At 69.2% G+C, this 16,096-nt stretch carries 14 protein-coding genes; 5 read left to right on the top strand and 9 right to left on the bottom strand.

The genetic code is table 11. The features are described 5' to 3' along the window. Nucleotides 1–4: 4 nt before the first annotated feature. Nucleotides 5–976: an EamA family transporter gene (locus tag N4G42_RS23245; RefSeq protein WP_260668881.1), complete on the bottom strand. Its 972-nt coding sequence runs from the start codon at nt 974–976 to the stop codon at nt 5–7. Then, the gene (locus N4G42_RS23240; protein ID WP_260668880.1) at nt 973–1,413 is read right to left on the bottom strand and encodes an acyl-CoA thioesterase; all 441 of its coding nucleotides are present in this window, start codon (nt 1,411–1,413) and stop codon (nt 973–975) included. The genes N4G42_RS23245 and N4G42_RS23240 overlap by 4 nt, the downstream gene beginning before the upstream one ends. A 320-nt stretch (nt 1,414–1,733) precedes the next feature. Here N4G42_RS23240 and N4G42_RS23235 point away from each other — a divergent pair, with 320 nt between their 5' ends. Then, on the top strand, nt 1,734–3,704 hold the full coding sequence (locus N4G42_RS23235; RefSeq protein WP_260668879.1) for a methyl-accepting chemotaxis protein: 1,971 nt from the start codon (nt 1,734–1,736) through the stop codon (nt 3,702–3,704). A 101-nt stretch (nt 3,705–3,805) separates the two neighbouring features. Here the strand turns inward: N4G42_RS23235 and N4G42_RS23230 are convergent, their stop codons facing one another. Next, nucleotides 3,806–4,183: a DUF779 domain-containing protein gene (locus tag N4G42_RS23230; RefSeq protein ID WP_110960818.1), complete on the bottom strand. Its 378-nt coding sequence runs from the start codon at nt 4,181–4,183 to the stop codon at nt 3,806–3,808. A 180-nt stretch (nt 4,184–4,363) separates the two neighbouring features. Continuing rightward, nucleotides 4,364–5,887 carry an aldehyde dehydrogenase family protein gene (locus N4G42_RS23225; RefSeq protein WP_260668878.1) on the bottom strand — a complete coding sequence of 508 codons (1,524 nt, stop codon included), beginning with the start codon at nt 5,885–5,887 and terminating at the stop codon, nt 4,364–4,366. A 313-nt stretch (nt 5,888–6,200) separates the two neighbouring features. Between N4G42_RS23225 and N4G42_RS23220 the strand changes: the two genes are divergently transcribed. After that, entirely contained in the window at nt 6,201–8,159 is a 1,959-nt protein-coding gene (locus N4G42_RS23220) for a sigma-54-dependent Fis family transcriptional regulator (protein ID WP_260668877.1), read from the top strand. Between the two features lie 142 nt (nt 8,160–8,301). Here the strand turns inward: N4G42_RS23220 and N4G42_RS23215 are convergent, their stop codons facing one another. Further along, nucleotides 8,302–9,678, bottom strand: coding sequence for an ATP-binding protein (locus N4G42_RS23215; RefSeq protein ID WP_260668876.1), 1,377 nt, complete (start codon nt 9,676–9,678; stop codon nt 8,302–8,304). After that, nucleotides 9,675–10,439 (bottom strand): two-component system response regulator OmpR, encoded by a 765-nt coding sequence (gene ompR / locus N4G42_RS23210; protein ID WP_056068120.1) that lies wholly within the window; start codon nt 10,437–10,439, stop codon nt 9,675–9,677. The genes N4G42_RS23215 and ompR overlap by 4 nt, the downstream gene beginning before the upstream one ends. Nucleotides 10,440–10,696: 257 nt before the next feature. On the opposite strand from ompR, the gene N4G42_RS23205 reads away from it, so the two are divergent. Further along, nucleotides 10,697–11,269 (top strand): hypothetical protein, encoded by a 573-nt coding sequence (locus tag N4G42_RS23205; RefSeq protein WP_260668875.1) that lies wholly within the window; start codon nt 10,697–10,699, stop codon nt 11,267–11,269. 37 nt (nt 11,270–11,306) lie between these two features. Then, on the top strand, nt 11,307–12,287 hold the full coding sequence (locus tag N4G42_RS23200; protein ID WP_260668874.1) for an alpha/beta hydrolase: 981 nt from the start codon (nt 11,307–11,309) through the stop codon (nt 12,285–12,287). A 6-nt stretch (nt 12,288–12,293) separates the two neighbouring features. Here the strand turns inward: N4G42_RS23200 and N4G42_RS23195 are convergent, their stop codons facing one another. Then, nucleotides 12,294–12,995, bottom strand: coding sequence for an aspartate/glutamate racemase family protein (locus N4G42_RS23195; RefSeq protein ID WP_121941315.1), 702 nt, complete (start codon nt 12,993–12,995; stop codon nt 12,294–12,296). Between the two features lie 76 nt (nt 12,996–13,071). Beyond that, nucleotides 13,072–13,998, bottom strand: a complete 927-nt coding sequence (locus N4G42_RS23190) for a LysR family transcriptional regulator (protein WP_260668873.1) — start codon at nt 13,996–13,998, stop codon at nt 13,072–13,074. 141 nt (nt 13,999–14,139) lie between these two features. On the opposite strand from N4G42_RS23190, the gene N4G42_RS23185 reads away from it, so the two are divergent. Next, nucleotides 14,140–14,937, top strand: a complete 798-nt coding sequence (locus tag N4G42_RS23185; protein ID WP_110960826.1) for an SDR family oxidoreductase — start codon at nt 14,140–14,142, stop codon at nt 14,935–14,937. A gap of 18 nt (nt 14,938–14,955) precedes the next feature. Here N4G42_RS23185 and N4G42_RS23180 read toward each other — a convergent pair whose 3' ends face one another. Next, entirely contained in the window at nt 14,956–15,939 is a 984-nt protein-coding gene (locus N4G42_RS23180; protein ID WP_260668942.1) for a LysR family transcriptional regulator, read from the bottom strand. Nucleotides 15,940–16,096 lie beyond the last annotated feature (157 nt).

Below are 16,096 nucleotides of genomic sequence, written 5' to 3'. Positions count from 1 at the left end.
ATATTCAACCAGCGCTACCGGCCATTTTGGCTTGCAGCCTGGGCCCCAGCACCACACAGGCCAGCGCCGCCACCACCAGCGCAATGCCCGCCCACTGCCAGGGCGCCACGCCCTCGTCCAGCAGCAGCCAGCCTGCGGTGAGGCCCACCACTGGCACCGCCAGGCTGAACGGCGCCACGCGGTTGGCGGGGTAGCGCTGCAGCAGGTTTGTCCACAGCGCGTAGCCCACGATGGTGGCGGCCCAGCCCAGGTAGGCCACGGCGGCCCATGACAGCAGCGGCACGCTGGCCAGCGTCTGCCACTGCAGCCAGCGCGCGGCGTCAGGGTCGAACAGGGCGGACAGCGCCATGAACGGCAGCACCGGCACCAGGCTGCTCCAGATCACAAAGGCCAACGGATCAAACCCCGGGCTGTGCTGCTGCGCCAGCCGCGCCACGATGTTGGACGACGCCCACATGGCCGCGCCACACAGCGTGAGCAGCAGGCCCGCCAGTGTGGTGGCCGTCGCCACCCCCACGCCGGAGCCCGGGCCCACATAGTTCATCGCAAAACACACCAGCCCCAGCGCGGCCAGCCCCATGCCCACGCGCAGCGGCAGCCCCGGCCGCTCGCGCAACAGCGCAAAGCCCAGCAGCGCCGTGAAGAACACCTGGGTCTGCAGCAGCACGCTGGCCAGCCCGGCCGTCATGCCCACCTTGAGCCCCATGAACAAAAAGCCGAACTGCCCCACGCCCTGGAACAACCCGAACAGCAGCACCCAGCGCCAGTGCATGCGCGGCGGTCGTACCAGCAGCACCAGCGGCAGGGCCGCGCACAGGTAGCGCGCGGCACCCAGCTGGAACGGGCTGAAGCTGCGCAGCCCCCACTTCATCGCCACAAAGTTCACGCCCCAGAGGATCACCACCACCAGCGCCGCGAGCAGGTCGCGCGCCCGCAGCGGGCTGGTCGCGGGTGCGGCCTGTGCAGCGCCGCTCATTGCGCCGCGCGCGCTGCGTCGATGTGCGCCTTCACGCGCTGGGCCAGCGCAATGTCGCCGGGGGTCTCGGGGCTCCACTTGTCCACCGTGCGTGGCTGGTCGCTGGCATCCACGGCGGTGTACACGGCCACGCAGTGCACCACGTCCTCCAGCGGTGCGCCGTGCACGGCGCCGCTGCGCACTTCCACGGCCAGGCACATGCTGTTGTCGGTGGTGTAGGCGAGGCGCGCGTGCACCTCCACCAGGTCCCCCGGGCGGATGGCGCGCACAAAGTGGGCGCCGCCCAAAAACTCGGTGATGCAGGCGCCCTTGGCCCAGGCGCTGGCGCAGGCGAACCCGGCTTCGTCCACCCAGCGCAGCACCGTGCCGCCGGGGATGCGGCCTGCCTGGGGCAGCGTGGTCTGGGACGCCAGGAAGCGCAGGGTGGTTGAGTGCATGCCAGGGCTCCAAAGGATGGGGAGGTGTTCATTATTCTCCAGCGCCCCGGCCGCCGCCGCCTCCACCCGCCTCCGAACGCAGCCCAGCGCTCGCGATGCGGCCGCGTGGGCGAAGCGCTGCGTCACTTGACCTGAGTCAAAACCCTACTGCAAACGCGTCCCTACATTGAGAACCATTCCGTTTGGCCCTCGGTGCCGGTGGACGATTTCCCCATGCGATCGTCCTCAGTTTCACAGAGGCCGCCCTCCAGTCGGCGGTGCCGACACCCGCCCCTGGGGCCTACTCTAAAGCGCACGCCGTGTGGCCTGCGTCCATTGCCATGTCATTGCTTCACCGGTTGAACCTGCTCGAAAAATTCCTCATCCTGGGGACCATCGGGCTCTTGATGAGCGCCTTGCCCACCTATCTGGTGGTGCGCGACTCCCTCCACGCCATCGACCACGCGCGCCTGGAGGCGCAGGGCGTGGCCCCCGCCCAGGCGCTCACGCTGCTGGTGCAGCGCATGCAGGTGCACCGGGGCCTGTCGGTGGGCATGCTGGGGGGCGACGAGTCGCTGGCCGCGCGCCGCCCCGCCGCGCGCGATGCGGTCAACACCGCGCTGGACGACGTGAGCGCCCGCTTTGCCGCCGCCAAGGTGCCCGCCGCGCAGATGGCGGCCTGGACCCAGGCGCAGCAGACCTGGCGCACCCTGGAGCAGGCCGTGGCCGCGCGCAGCATCGAACAGGCGCAAAGCACCGCGCAGCACACCCAGCTCATCGCAACGCTGCTGCAGCTCAATGAGTCGCTGGTGCATGCCTATGGCCTGCAGATCGACCCCGAGGCCGACACCCACGCGCTGGTGCAGGCGTCGCTGGCCCAAGCCCCCATGCTGGGGGAAAAGCTGGGCATGCTGCGCGCCCAGGGCGCCAGCGCCTTGGGCAAGCGCGAGCTCACGCCCCAGGGCAAGGGCCAACTGTTGGTGCTGCAGCAGCGCGTGGCCGAACTGCAGGGCGACACCTTCCGGGGGCTGGGCCGCGCCCTGCAGGGCAATGCCGAGCTGCAGCGCGCGCTGGGCAGCAGCGTGCAGGCCGTGCAAGGGCAGATCCAGCAGTCGCTGCAGATGGTGGAGCGCGACATCCTCAACGCCACGGAGCTGCAGCTGCCGTCCAAGGATTACTTTGACGCGTTCACCCGCACCATCGAGGCGTTGAACGCGCTCAACAACCTGTCCATGACCAGCTTGGACCAGGCGCTGCAGGCGCGCGTGGCGGGGCTGCAGCGCAATCTGCTGTGGGTGGCGCTAGCCCTGGTCATCACGCTGTCGGCCACCAGTGCGATGGCGCTGGTGTTCGTGCGCTCCATGACCGGGCCGCTGTCGCAGGCCGTGGCGCTGTCACGCGCCGTGGCACAGGGGGACCTGAGCGGCGCACCCATTGCCCATGGCACCAACGAGGTGGGTCAGTTGCTGGAGGCGTTGCAGCAGATGCGCACACAACTCACACAGGTGGTGCGCAACGTGCGCAGCGGGTCAGAAAGCGTGGCCACCGCCAGCGTGCAGATTGCCCAGGGCAACACCGACCTGTCGGCCCGCACCGAAAGCCAGGCCAGCGCGCTGGAAGAAACCGCCGCGTCCATGGAGCAGCTCAACGCCACCGTGCGCCAGAACGCCGACAGTGCCCAGCAGGCCAGCCAGCTGGCCGCCAATGCCAGCACCGTGGCCGTGCAGGGCGGTGAAGTGGTGGCGCAGGTGGTGGACACCATGCACGGCATCAACGCCTCGTCGCAGAAGATCTCGGACATCATCGGCGTGATCGACTCCATCGCGTTCCAGACCAACATCCTGGCGCTGAACGCCGCGGTGGAGGCAGCCCGCGCGGGCGAGCAAGGCCGGGGCTTTGCGGTGGTGGCCAGCGAGGTGCGCAGCCTGGCCGGGCGCAGTGCCGAGGCCGCGCGCGAGATCAAGACGCTCATCAGCGCCAGTGTGGAGCGCGTGGCCCAGGGCAGCGCCCTGGTGGACCGCGCCGGCGCCACGATGAGCGAGGTGGTGGGCGCCATCCGCCGCGTGACCGACATCGTGGGCGAGATCAGCGCCGCCAGCCACGAACAGTCCCTGGGCGTGGCCCAGGTGGGCGAGGCCGTGACGCAGATGGACCAGGTGACCCAGCAGAACGCTGCACTGGTCGAAGAGATGGCCGCCGCCGCCAGCAGCCTCAAGAACCAGGCCGAAGACCTGGTGCACGTGGTGTCGGTGTTCCGCCTGGGCGACGATGGCGGCCTGCGCATGGGCGCAGGTGCGCTACGAATTCAATAGCTACAGCGGCATATTGCACTAGCGCTACCGGCCTGAATGACCCGAAATGCGCTGGAGCGGGCATGAAGGGGCGTCATGGAGGGCCGTACAGCCCCCGGGGTTCACACCGCAGGCCCGCGCGCAATGCCCAGTTCGGCCAGTTCCGCGTCGGTGAACACCCGCGAGCGCGTGTGAAAGGCCTTGCCCTCCGGCCCCTCCAGCGAAAACGTGCCGCCCGTGCCTTCGATCACATCGATGATGAGCTGCGTGTGCTTCCAGGTCTCGTACTGCGCGCGCCCGATGTAGAACGGGCAGCCACCGATGTCGCCCAGGTACACGTCTCCCGCACCCATCGTGATCTCACCAGGCAGATAGCAGTTGGCTGCGCTGTTGTCGCAGCAGCCGCCACTCTGGTGGAACATGAGCGCAGGGCCATGCTTTGCTTGCAGAAAGGCCACCAACTCCAGCGCGGCAGGGGTGGCGATGACTTTTTCGACCATGGTTGTCTCCAGCGTGCGATGCAAAAGAAGCAAAAAGCGGCGCGTTGGAACAACGCGCCGCCAGCAGCGTGTCCTGCGGTTCACAGGCCGTTTCTGGCTAGGCGTCTCCGTCGCAGACAGTAGCAACGCTACGGCAAGACGGAGCAACGACGCCAGGGACGGTTTGTGGACCGCCACCCCTCAGAAGAAACCGAGCTTGTTTTCGCTGTAGCTGACGAGCAAATTCTTGGTCTGTTGATAGTGGTCCAGCATCATCTTGTGCGTCTCACGCCCAATGCCCGACTCCTTGTAGCCGCCAAACGCTGCGTGCGCAGGGTACGCGTGGTAGCAGTTGGTCCACACCCGCCCGGCCTTGATGGCGCGGCCCATGCGGTAGGCCACGTTGCCGTTGCGGCTCCACACACCGGCGCCCAGGCCGTACAGCGTGTCGTTGGCAATCGCCAGGGCTTCGGCTTCGTCCTTGAAGGTGGTCACGGCCAGCACGGGGCCGAAGATTTCTTCCTGGAAGATGCGCATCTTGTTGTGGCCCTTGAACAGCGTGGGCTGCACGTAGTAGCCGCCTTCCAGGTCACCGCCCAGGTGGGCCTGGCCGCCACCGGCCAGCACTTCGGCGCCCTCCTGCTTGCCCAGGTCTAGGTAGCTCAGGATCTTGGTCAGCTGCTCTTTGCTGGCCTGCGCGCCCATCATGCTGTCGGTGTCCAGCGGGTTCTGGTGCTTGATGGCGGCTACGCGCTTCAAGACACGCTCCATGAATTGGTCGTAGATGCTTTCCTGGATCAGCGCGCGGCTCGGGCAGGTGCAGACCTCGCCCTGGTTGAACGCAAACAGCACCAGGCCTTCAATCGCCTTGTCCAGAAACGCATCGTCCTTGTCCATCACATCGGCAAAGAAGATGTTGGGGCTCTTGCCGCCCAGCTCCAGCGTGGCGGGGATCAGGTTGTTGGCAGCGGCCTGCGCAATCACGCGGCCGGTGCTGGTGGAACCGGTGAAAGCGATCTTGGCGATGCGCTTGCTTTGTGCGAGCGGCATGCCCGCCTCGCGGCCGTAGCCGTTGACGATGTTGAGCACGCCGGGCGGCAGCAGGTCGGCAATCAGCTCGACCAGGATGAGGATGGAGATGGGCGTGGACTCTGCAGGCTTGAGCACCACGCAGTTGCCCGCACCCAGCGCGGGGGCCAGCTTCCAGGCGGCCATCAGGATGGGGAAGTTCCACGGAATGATCTGGCCCACCACACCCAGCGGTTCCTGGATGTGGTACGCCACCGTGTTCTCGTCGATGTTGCTCAAGGCACCTTCTTGCGCACGCACGCAGCCCGCAAAGTAGCGGAAGTGGTCCACGGTGAGCGGGATGTCGGCGTTCAGCGTCTCGCGGATGGCCTTGCCGTTGTCCACGGTTTCGGCGTAGGCCAGGCGCTCCAGGTTTTCTTCGATGCGGTTGGCGATCTTGAGCAGGATGTTGGCGCGCGTGGCGGCATCGGTCTTGCCCCAGGCGTCGGCTGCGGCGTGGGCTGCGTCCAGTGCCAGTTCGATGTCTTCGGCCGTGGAGCGCGCGGCCTGGGTGTAGACCTTGCCGCTCACGGGCGTGATGACATCAAAGTACTGGCCCTTGACGGGCGGCACGAATTTGCCGCCGATGAAGTTGTCGTAACGGGGCTTGTAAGTGATCTTGGCGCCAGCGACGCCGGGGGCTGCGTAAACGGTCATGGTGTTGTCTCCTGCGATGGTTGTGTGCATCGGGCGGACTCGGTGGAGCCTGTCCGATGCCAACCCCTTACTCAAAACACATGCCAGCAGGCCATGGCGCACGAAGTGTTGATTTCATTGGATTTTTTCGGCCGCCCAGGGCGGACACCTGTTGCAGCCGCCCGCATCGTGATGTGCCGGGCCGCGACACCTGTCACGAAATGGAACAGTTGGCACACCGCTTGCGCCCACACCCTTGCCCCGCGCCGTGGAGCCCGCCATACTGGCCCACACACCACAAGCGGGCCGCCCTGAGCCTGCACGGAGACAAAGCGTGCGCCCCAACACTTCCCCCGTCGCCCTGCGACAGGCCCGCCAGCACCTGCTGGACTCTGGCCAGTGCCCCAGCGGCCTGGTGGACGAGCGCCTGGCGCGCTCCTGGTCGCGCAGCATGGCGGCCGGCCTGCTGCCCACCGGGCGGCCGCAGGCCATCGACCACCCCAGCAGCGGCACGCTGCGCCAGGTGCTGGCCAGCAACCCCGAGCTGCTCGCGCATTCGCGGCCGGTGATGGAATACCTGTTCGAGCAAGTGCGCCACAGCCAGAGCGTGGTGGTGCTGGCCGACCGGCGCGGCATGCTCATGCACACGCTGGGCGATCCGTACTTTGTGGACAAGGCCGAGCGCGTGGCGCTGACCAGCGGTGCCTCCTGGCACGAGGCCCACCGGGGCACCAATGCCATCGGCACGGCGCTGGCCGAGGCCTGCGCGGTGGAGGTGCACGGCGGCGAGCATTTTCTGGAGCGCAACAACTTTCTCACCTGCGCGGCTTCGCCCATCCTGTCGGCCACGGGCGAGTTGCTGGGCATCCTCGACATCTCGGGCGACTACCGCCACGGCCACGCCCACACGCTGGGCCTGGTGAGCACGGCCGCCCGCATGATCGAAAACCGCCTGCTGGCGGCCACCTGCAAACGCAACATCCGGCTGCACCTGCACAGCGCGCCCGAGGGCATTGGCAGCGTGGCCGAGGGCATCGTGGCCGTGTCGGCCGACGGCTGGATCGTGGGTGCCAACCGCGTGGCGCTGGCGCAGCTGGGCCTGCATGCGGGGGACGTGGGCGCCACCTTGCTGGAGCGGGTGCTGGACGTGCGGCTCGATGACCTGCTCTCGCACCACAAGCGCCGCCCCCAGCAGCAGCAGGCTTTGCGCACACTGCAAGGCGCCTTGCTGTTTGCCCAGGTGCAGATGGACGCCGCCTGGGTCGCCACCCCCACACGGCCCACCGCTGCGGCTGCCGCAGTGTCCCAGCAAGACGCCCTGGCCCAGCTGGACACCGGCGACGCGCGCTGGCGCGCCGCCGCCGACAAGGCCCGCCGCGTGGTGGGCAAACCGATTGCGGTGCTGGTGCAGGGCGAGTCGGGCGTGGGCAAGGAGGTGTTTGCGCGCGCGCTGCACGCCAGCGGCCCGCGCCGCGATGCGCCGTTTGTGGCCATCAACTGCGCAGCCATCCCCGAGCACCTGATCGAATCCGAACTCTTCGGCCATGTGGCCGGTGCCTTCACCGGCGCGCGCAAGGAGGGCCACCTGGGCCGCCTGCGGGAGGCCCATGGCGGCACGCTGTTCCTCGACGAAATCGGCGACATGCCGCTGGCCCTGCAGACCCGCCTGCTGCGTGTGCTGCAAGAGCGCAGCGTGACGCCCGTGGGCGCCAGCAAGGCAGTGCCGGTGGACTTTGCACTGGTCTGCGCCACGCACAACCAGCTCATGCAGGCGGCGGAGCAAGGGCGCTTTCGGCAAGATCTGTACTACCGCATCAACGGCCTCACCGTGCAGCTGCCCGCACTGCGCGAGCGCAGCGACTTTGTGGCGCTGCTGCAGCGCCTGCTGGCCGACCTGGCCACCGAGCAGGGCCTGGGTTTTGAGGTGCAGGTGGCGCCCGACCTGCTGGCCCGCCTGGCCGCCTACCCCTGGCCCGGCAACCTGCGCCAGCTGGCCAACGTGCTGCGCACGGCTTGCGCCATGCTGGCCGAGGGCGAAGACACCCTGGGCTGGGAGCACATGCCCGACGACCTGGTGCAGGCCCTCACGGCGGTGCCCCCCGGGCCGCGCAGCGATGCCGCAGTGGGCCCGGGCGTGGACGGCCTGCCTGCCAGCCTGAGCCTGCAGCAGCTGTCGCAGGCCGCCATCGACCAGGCTCTGCAGGCCGCGCGCGGCAACATGTCGCAGGCGGCGCGCCAGCTGGGCATCAGCCGCCAGACGCTGTACCGCAAGCTGAAGATGCCGGTGGCCTGAGGGCATGGCGGGTTCGGTAGATTGCTATTGATTTAGGAGCTTTCACCGCATATCGCACTAGCACTTGCGGCACTTTTGGCTGAATTTTCAGTGCGCAGCATGCCCAGGGCGTGCGCAGGGCACGTCGGGTGGCATCGGCCTCTCAGGCCTGCCCGCCCCGTGGCAGTACCAGCCGCGCGCGCAGCCCCGCGCCCGGCGTGCTGAACAGCTCCAGCCGCCCGCCGTGGCTGCGCACCACGCGTTCCACGATGGCCAGGCCCAGCCCCGCGCCCGGCGCGCCCGAGCGTGCCGCGCCATCGCCGCGCGCAAAGGGCTGGCGGATGCGGTCCAGCTCTGCCGGGGCGATGCCCGGGCCCTGGTCCTGCACCTCCAGCCACACGCCGTCGGCATCCGCCCCCGTGCGCAGCAGCACCGGCGGCGTGCCGTGGCGCCAGGCGTTTTCCACCAGGTTGTCCAGCGCGCGGCGCAGGGCCTGGGGGCGCACCGGCACGTCGGGCAGCGTGCCCAGCGCGAGCCGCACGGTGCGCCCATGGTCGGCCTGCGCCTCGGCCACGGCCTGGGCCAGGTCGTTGAGCGATGCGGGGGTGGGCGCCTCGGCCTCGCCGCTGCGCGCGAATTGCAGGAACTGGCCCACGATGCCGTCCATCTCGTCAATGCTGCGCGCCATGCTCGCGGCCAGGGGGGCATCCACCTGTGCACCGGCAATCTCCACGCCCAGGCGCAGCTTGGTCAGCGGGGTGCGCAGGTCGTGCGACACACCGGCCAGCATCAGCGCGCGTTCCTGCTCGGCAGCGGCCAGGCTGTGCGCCATGTGGTTGAAGCTGCGGCCCACGGTGGCGATTTCTTCGGGTCCGTCTTCGGGCAGCGGCGCAGGGGGCCGGCCCTGCGCCAGCTGCCGGGCCGCCGCCACCACCTGCGCCAGTGGGCGGTTGATGTGCCGCTGCAGCCACCAGGCCCCCAGCAGCGCCAGCAGCATGCTGGCCAGCGTGGCGGCCAGCCAGGCGCCGGTGAACTCGCGCGTGGGGAACACGCTGGGCAGGTTCAGCCAATAAGTCTCCGCTCCTTCCGGCCCTTGGTGCACCACACGCAGGGCCAGCACGCCCGTGCTGTCGCGGCGCCATACGGGTTGCGAAGTGTTCGTTGCCGCATCGTCCGCCCCCAGGCGGCGCGACACCGCCTGCACAAACTGCCGCTCCATGGGCGACAGCAGCGCACGCCGCGCAGCGTTCTCCGCCGCCACCGGCGGGGCCGACCGCACGGCCTGCTGGTTGAAGGCCTCGACAAATGCGGCCCGCTGTGCCGGGGGCAGCGCCTGCAGCCCTGCGCGCAGCGCGCCCACATTGCGCGCCACGCCATCGGCCACCTGTGCCACGCGGGGCTGAAAGATCATCTGCCGCACCAGCACGGCCGCCACCAGCTGACCCAGCACGATGAGCACCGCCATCAGCAGCAGGTTGCGCCCGAGCAGGCTGCGCGGCCACCAGCCCCCGGCGGCCTGGTGTGTGGCGGAGGGTGTCATGCCTTGCCTCCGCCGCCCGGTGCTGCGCCATCGGGCACGAACACATAGCCCACGCCCCACACGGTGCGGATGTGGCGCGGCTGGGCAGGGTCGGCCTCGATGAGTTTGCGCAGGCGCATCACCTGCACATCGATGCTGCGGTCGGTGGCCGTGTGGTCGGGGCCATAGGCCAGTGCGATGAGCCGGTCACGGCCCAGGGGCCGGTGCGGTTGCTGTGCCAGCGCCTGCAGCAGCGCGAATTCGCCCGTGGTCAGGGGCACGTCTTGCGCACCTTGGCCGTCCTCGCCACCGTTGCGCTCCAGCCGGCGCTCGTCCAGCCACAGCGTGAATGCGCCAAACGCGATGCGCCCGCCCGTCTGGCGCGGCCCGGTGTGTGCACCCAGCAGGCGTTGGCGGCGCACCATGGCCTGGATGCGGGCCAGCAGCTCGCGCGGGTTGAAGGGTTTGGGCAGGTAGTCGTCGGCGCCCATCTCCAGGCCCACGATGCGGTCCACGGGGTCGCCCCTGGCCGTGAGCATCAGGATGGGAATGGTCTCGCCCTGCGCGCGCAGGCGGCGGCAGATCGACAGGCCATCCTCGCCCGGCATCATCACGTCGAGCACCAGCACATCAAAGCGCTCGCGCTGCAGCAGCACATCGAGCGGGCCCGCGCCATCGACCGTGCGTACGCTGTAGCCCTGGTCGCTCAGGTAGCGCTGCAGCAGCGCACGCAGGTCGGGTTCGTCATCGGCGACCAGGATCTTGGCCAGGGCTTCCGTCATGGGGCGGTGTGTGGGTGTGGCAGCGGGTGGGTGCAGCCAAGGCTGCGTGCCAATGGTAGGGCCGAAAACACCGGGTGCCAGCGCGGGCAGGTGCTCCGGTGCATGACAACGCGTGACACGTGCCGGTGGTTTGTCATGCTTTGTCATACATCGTGCATCGGGCGCCACAACTGGCTCATACCTGGCGGCCATAGTTCAGGCCAGAGCAGCACCCCGCTGCTCCGCACCCCCTGTTCTGTTGCAAGGAGCCGACCGCCATGTTCCCTTCCGTCCCGACACCGACCGCCCCCGTTGCCACTTACCGCGCCATGCTGCTGGCCGCCTTGGCCGTGGCGGCACTGTTGCTTCTGGTAGCCAACGATGCCAACGCACGCAGCCGCCACACGGTGGAGCACAATGCCGACGGCAGCACCACCGCCCGCACCGGCGTGGTCCGCGCAGCGCCGGGCGGTGGGGGCGTGCTGCGCGGCCGCAGCGTGTCCACCGACGGCCAGGGCCACGGCAGTGTGCGCAGCGGCGCTGCCGTGGTGGGCCCCAGCGGCGCCACGGCGGTGCGCCAGGGCCAGAGCGCAAGGAATGCCGATGGCACGGCCAGCCACAGCAGCACCTTGGCCGCCCGGGGCGACCGGGGCACGCTGCAGAGCACGGGCGCCGCCACGCGCAGCGCCGACGGCAGCGTGACCCAGGGCCGCACCACCACGGCCACCAGCGCAGCCACCGGCAACAGCGTGCAGACCAGCAGCTCGTACACCGCAGACACCGGCCGCACCCGCAGCGCCAGCTGCTTTGACGCCAGCGGCGCCCCGATGACCTGCCCTGCGCGGCCCTGATTTTTCATCTCTACTTCATTGAGCCAGGAGATCCCGCATGTCCCGTCCTTCCACCCCACTCTCCGCGTTCGCCTCCCTGCGCACAGGCCTGGGCGCAGCGCTGTGCGCGCTGGCCGCCGTGTTGACCCCACCCGCCCACGCCCAGCTGCGGGGGCTGGGGCCTTTCGCGCAGGTGCGCGACACCGCTGCGGCCTTGCCCGTCGGTGTGCAGCGCGTGGCCGATGTGCCCTATGGTGCGGACCCGCTGCAGCGCATGGATGTCTACCTGCCCGCTGCTGGCGGCGCCGCCAGCAGTGCTGCGGTGGCCAGCGGTACGCGCGCGCCGGTGATCTTCATGGTGCATGGCGGCGCCTGGCGCACGGGCGACAAGGCCATGTCCCGCGTGGTGCAGGAGAAGGTGGCGCGCTGGGTGCCCAAGGGCTTTGTGTTCATCTCGGTGAACTACCGCCTGTACCCCACCGTGAACGTGCTGCAGGAGGCGCAGGACGTGGCCATGGCGCTGGCCGCCGCGCAAAGCCGCGCCGCCAGCTGGGGCGCCGATGCATCGCGGTTCATCCTGATGGGGCACTCAGCGGGCGCGCACCTGGTGTCGCTCATCAATGCATCACCCACCCTGGCCCAGCGCGAGGGGGCCTGGCCCTGGCTGGGCACCGTGTCGCTGGACAGCGCGGCGCTCAATGTGCCCGTGGTGATGACCGCGCCGCACTACCCGTTTTATGACGAGGTGATGGGCGCCAACCCGTTGTTCTGGGCCGCAGTGTCGCCGTACCACGCGCTATCGGGGCCGGTGCCGCCGTTCCAGTTGGTCTGTTCCATCGAGCGCCCCGATCACCCCTGCCTGCAGGCCCAGGGCATGGCCCGCCGCGTGCGCGACCTGGGGGGCCGTGCCGAGGTGCTGCCGCAGGAGCTGACCCACGGCGAGATCAACGCGCAGCTGGGCCTGGAGAGCGCCTACACGCGGGCCGTGGAGACCTTCATGGCCTCGCTGGATGCGGTGGTGGCGCAGCGGCTCAAGTAGTTGCGTTCAGTCCGCTTGCACGGCCCGCCGCAGCGCGGCACGGGCCAGCAGGCGGGTGGAGTCCAGCGTGGGCAGCGGGGAGTTGGCGTCGCTCAGGATCAGCGGGATCTCGGTGCAGCCCAGCACCACGGCATCGCAGCCGTCCTCGCGCTGCATGCGGGCGATGATCTGCTGGAACATGGCCACGCCCTCGGGGCGAATGACGCCGGGCACCAGCTCGTCCATGATGATGCGGTTGATCTCGCTGCGCTCGGCCTCGGTGGGGCGCACCCATTGCAGGCCCCGGGCCTGCAGCGCGTCGGGGTACACGCTGCTGTCCACCAGCCAGCGCGTGCCGGTGAGCGCCAGGCGCCGGTGGCCGCGCGCTGCTGCCTCGGCCGCCACCACTTCGGCAATGTGCAGCCAGGGCAGCGGCGAGTGGGGCAGCACCCGGTCCATCGCCTGGTGGATGGTGTTGTCGGGGCAGATCAGAAAATCTGCGCCTGCACGCGCCAGCTTGTGGGCGGAGGCCAGCATCAGGTCGGCCACGCCTTGCAGGTCATGCCGGTCCAGGCAGTCCACATAGTCGGCCAGCGACGGCGTGTGCAGCGTCACTTCGGGGTGCGCATGCGGGCGGCCCAGCAATGCGGCACCTTCGGCGCACAGGGTACGGTAACACAGGGCGGCACCTTCGGCGGAGCAGCCCACGATGCCGATGTGTTGGGGCATGACGGTGGTCCAGAGCGGTTGCAAAGGCCCATTATTGCCACCGCGCTGCCGCGGCCTGGCACCACCGCTGTGTCTGTCAGTCTCCACGCACCCTTTGCGCAAATCCGCGCGTGCTGAACTGCTCCAGCACAAAGTCCACAAACACCCGGGTGCGGGCGGGCAGCAGCTTCTTGCTGGGGTAGTACAGCGAGGTCGGCCCTGCATCGGCCCACCAGCCTGGCAGCACCCGCACCAGGTCGCCCCGCGCCAGCCAGGGCTGCGCAAACGGCATGGGCAGCACGGCCAGGCCCAGGCCCATCAGCGCGGCCTGGCACATGGCCTCGGGGTCGTCGAACACGACGCGCGGGCGCAGCTCCACGGGGGCGGCATCGCCCGCCTTGTTGCGTAGCGTGGTGAGGTTGATGCGCCCGGTGCGGATGTTGCGCCGTGCAATGCCATCCCACTGCGCCAGGTCCGCCGGGTGGCATGGTGCCCGCTTGCGGCCCTGCAATAGCGCAGGCGCGGCCACAACCACCAGGTGGATGGGACCCAGCGTGCGCGCCACCATGTCGGGGTTCAGGTTCAGGCCGCCGCCAATGCCGGCGTCAAAGCCCTCGCCGATCAAGTCCACCTGCCGGTTCTCAAAGCGCCAGTCGGGCTGGATGGCCGGGTAGCGCCGCAGGAACTCGGTGAGCAGCGGCACCAGGTACGCGCGGCCAAAGGCCTGGCCCATGCTGACCTTGAGCGTGCCCGCAGGCTGCTGCTCGGCCTCGGCCGCGTGGTCCACCGCATCGGCCAGGGCGGTGAGTGGCGGGCCCACTTGCGCCAGCAGGCGCTGCCCGCCCTCGGTCAGCGTGAGGCTGCGCGTGCTGCGCTGGAACAGCCGCACGCCCAGACTGGCCTCCAGCCGTGCCACGTTCTTGCTCACGGCGGCGGGCGTCAGGCCCATGAGCCGTGCGGCGGCCGAAAAGCTGCCCGACTGGGCGGACTGCACAAACGATTCGAGGTGGCTGAGGGGTTGCATGCGGTGTATTTTCAACCAAGGGTTGAAAGATATACAGCCCATTCATGGCTACCGGAGCATGAGTGTTTTTCTGACACTGCAGGTCTTCCCGGTTCGGTTGCGAACCATTTTCTGCATACATCTTGTTGGAGAAACAACACCATGTCTTCTGTGTCTGAAACATCCCCGGTCTCCGCCCCTTCATCGCCTGGTCGCCCGCTGGCGGGCAAGGTCGCGCTTGTCACCGGCGGCGCGCGCGGCATTGGCGCGGCCATCGTGCGGCGTCTGGCGCGCGACGGGGCGGCCGTGGCCTTCACCTACAGCAGCTCCGCAGCGCCCGCGCAGGCGCTGGTGGCGGACATTGCGGCGAGCGGTGGCAAGGCCCTGGCCCTGCAGGCCGACAGCGCCGATGCCGTTGCCCTCACGCAGGCGGTGGACCGCGCCGCGCGCGAGCTCGGCCGCCTGGATATCCTCGTGAACAACGCGGGCGTCGCCATCGCGGGTGAAATCGGCAGCTTTGCGCTGGCCGACTTTGACCACACGCTCAACGTCAACGTGCGCGCCGTGTTCGTAGCCACCCAGGCCGCCGTGCGCCACATGGGACAAGGCGGTGCCTATGGCCGCGTGATCACCATCGGCAGCACCAACTCCGACCGCGTGCCGTGGGCCGGATTTAGCGTGTACGGCATGAGCAAGGCCGCCATCGTGGGCCTGACCAAGGGCCTGGCGCGCGACCTGGGCCCGCGTGGCATCACCGTGAACAACGTGCAGCCCGGCCCCGTGAACACCGACATGAACCCCGCCGACGGCCCCATGGCGGGCGACATGCACGGCCTGATGGCCCTGAGCCGCCATGCCCACCCCGATGAGATCGCGGGCATGGTGGCGTATCTGGCCGGCCCGGAATCGGGCATGGTGACGGGGGCGAGCTTGTTGATCGACGGCGGGTTTGCGGCTTGAGGGAGGTCAGCACGGCGCTCACTGCGTGGGCTTTCGCGCCCGGGGCTTTTTCTGCACTGCAGGGCCGTGGGTCGCCAGCTCTTTGGGCGTGAGCAGGTAAGCAGGGTTGTTGGCGACCATCTCCACCGCCAGGTCGATGAAGGCCCGCACGCGCGCTGGCAGCGCCGTGCGGCTGCCGTAGTACACGTAGAGCGCCAGGTGCTGCGCCACATGCTGGGGCAGCAGCGGCACCAGCTGGCCGCTGCGCACCAGCGGCGCGGCCGTCACGCCCACCAGCTGGCCCACCGCGTGGCCGCCCAGCACCGCACGGGCCTCCACCTCGATGTCGTTGGTGCAGAAGGTGGGGTGGATGGTGCGCGCCAAGATGTCATCGCCCACCTGGAACTCCCAGGGCATGGGCTTGCCGGTGGACGCATGGCGAAAGCCGCTGCAGCGGTGCTGCGCCAGGTCGTCGATGCTGGCCGGCGCACCGTGGCGTGCGATGTAGGCAGGCGCGGCGCACACGATGAGCTGCAGCGTGAGCAGCCGCCGCGCCACCACGCCACCCTCGGGCGGGTAGCCCGAGCGGAAGCCGACATCCACGCGGTCTTCCACCCAGTTGCCGATGCGGTCGTCGAGCTGCACATCGGGCTCCACCAGCGGGTGGCGGCGGCAGAACTCGTCAAGCACCGGCCAGATCACCTCCAGCAGGATGGAGCGCGGCGCCACGATGCGCAGCGGCCCTGCCATTGCCTCACGCCCGCGCCGCGCGCCCTGCACCGCGTGCTGCAGCGTGGCCAGGCCCGGCTGTGCCGAGGCCAGGAACTGGCGCCCTTCTTCGGTCAGGCTCAGGCTGCGCGTGGTGCGGTGGAACAGTCGCACGCCCAGGTGCGATTCGAGCTGCACCAGCAGCTGGCTGGACGCCTGTGGCGTGATGCCCTGCGCGGCCGCCGCCTGGCGCAGGCTGCCCAGCTCGGCGGCCTTGACGAAGTTGGCGATGGCGCGCAGTTCATTGATGGCCATGGTGGACAGGCATTGTGCGGGGCGGCTGCGTGGTGGATTGGCAAGCATTGCTTGCGAATGAATCCAGAGATTATGGGCTAGTCGCATGGCAATGGCTTGCCTAAAGTCCACCGCCATGGGCACCGCCCATTGCTCAACACCACCTCAAGGACCTGTC

The sequence above is a fragment of the Acidovorax sp. K2F genome (assembly GCF_025246485.1).
Classification (GTDB): Bacteria; Pseudomonadota; Gammaproteobacteria; order Burkholderiales; family Burkholderiaceae_C; genus Acidovorax; species Acidovorax delafieldii.
The sequence above is the reverse complement of the archived record's forward strand: the minus strand, read 5'-3'. Positions and strand labels throughout refer to the sequence as shown.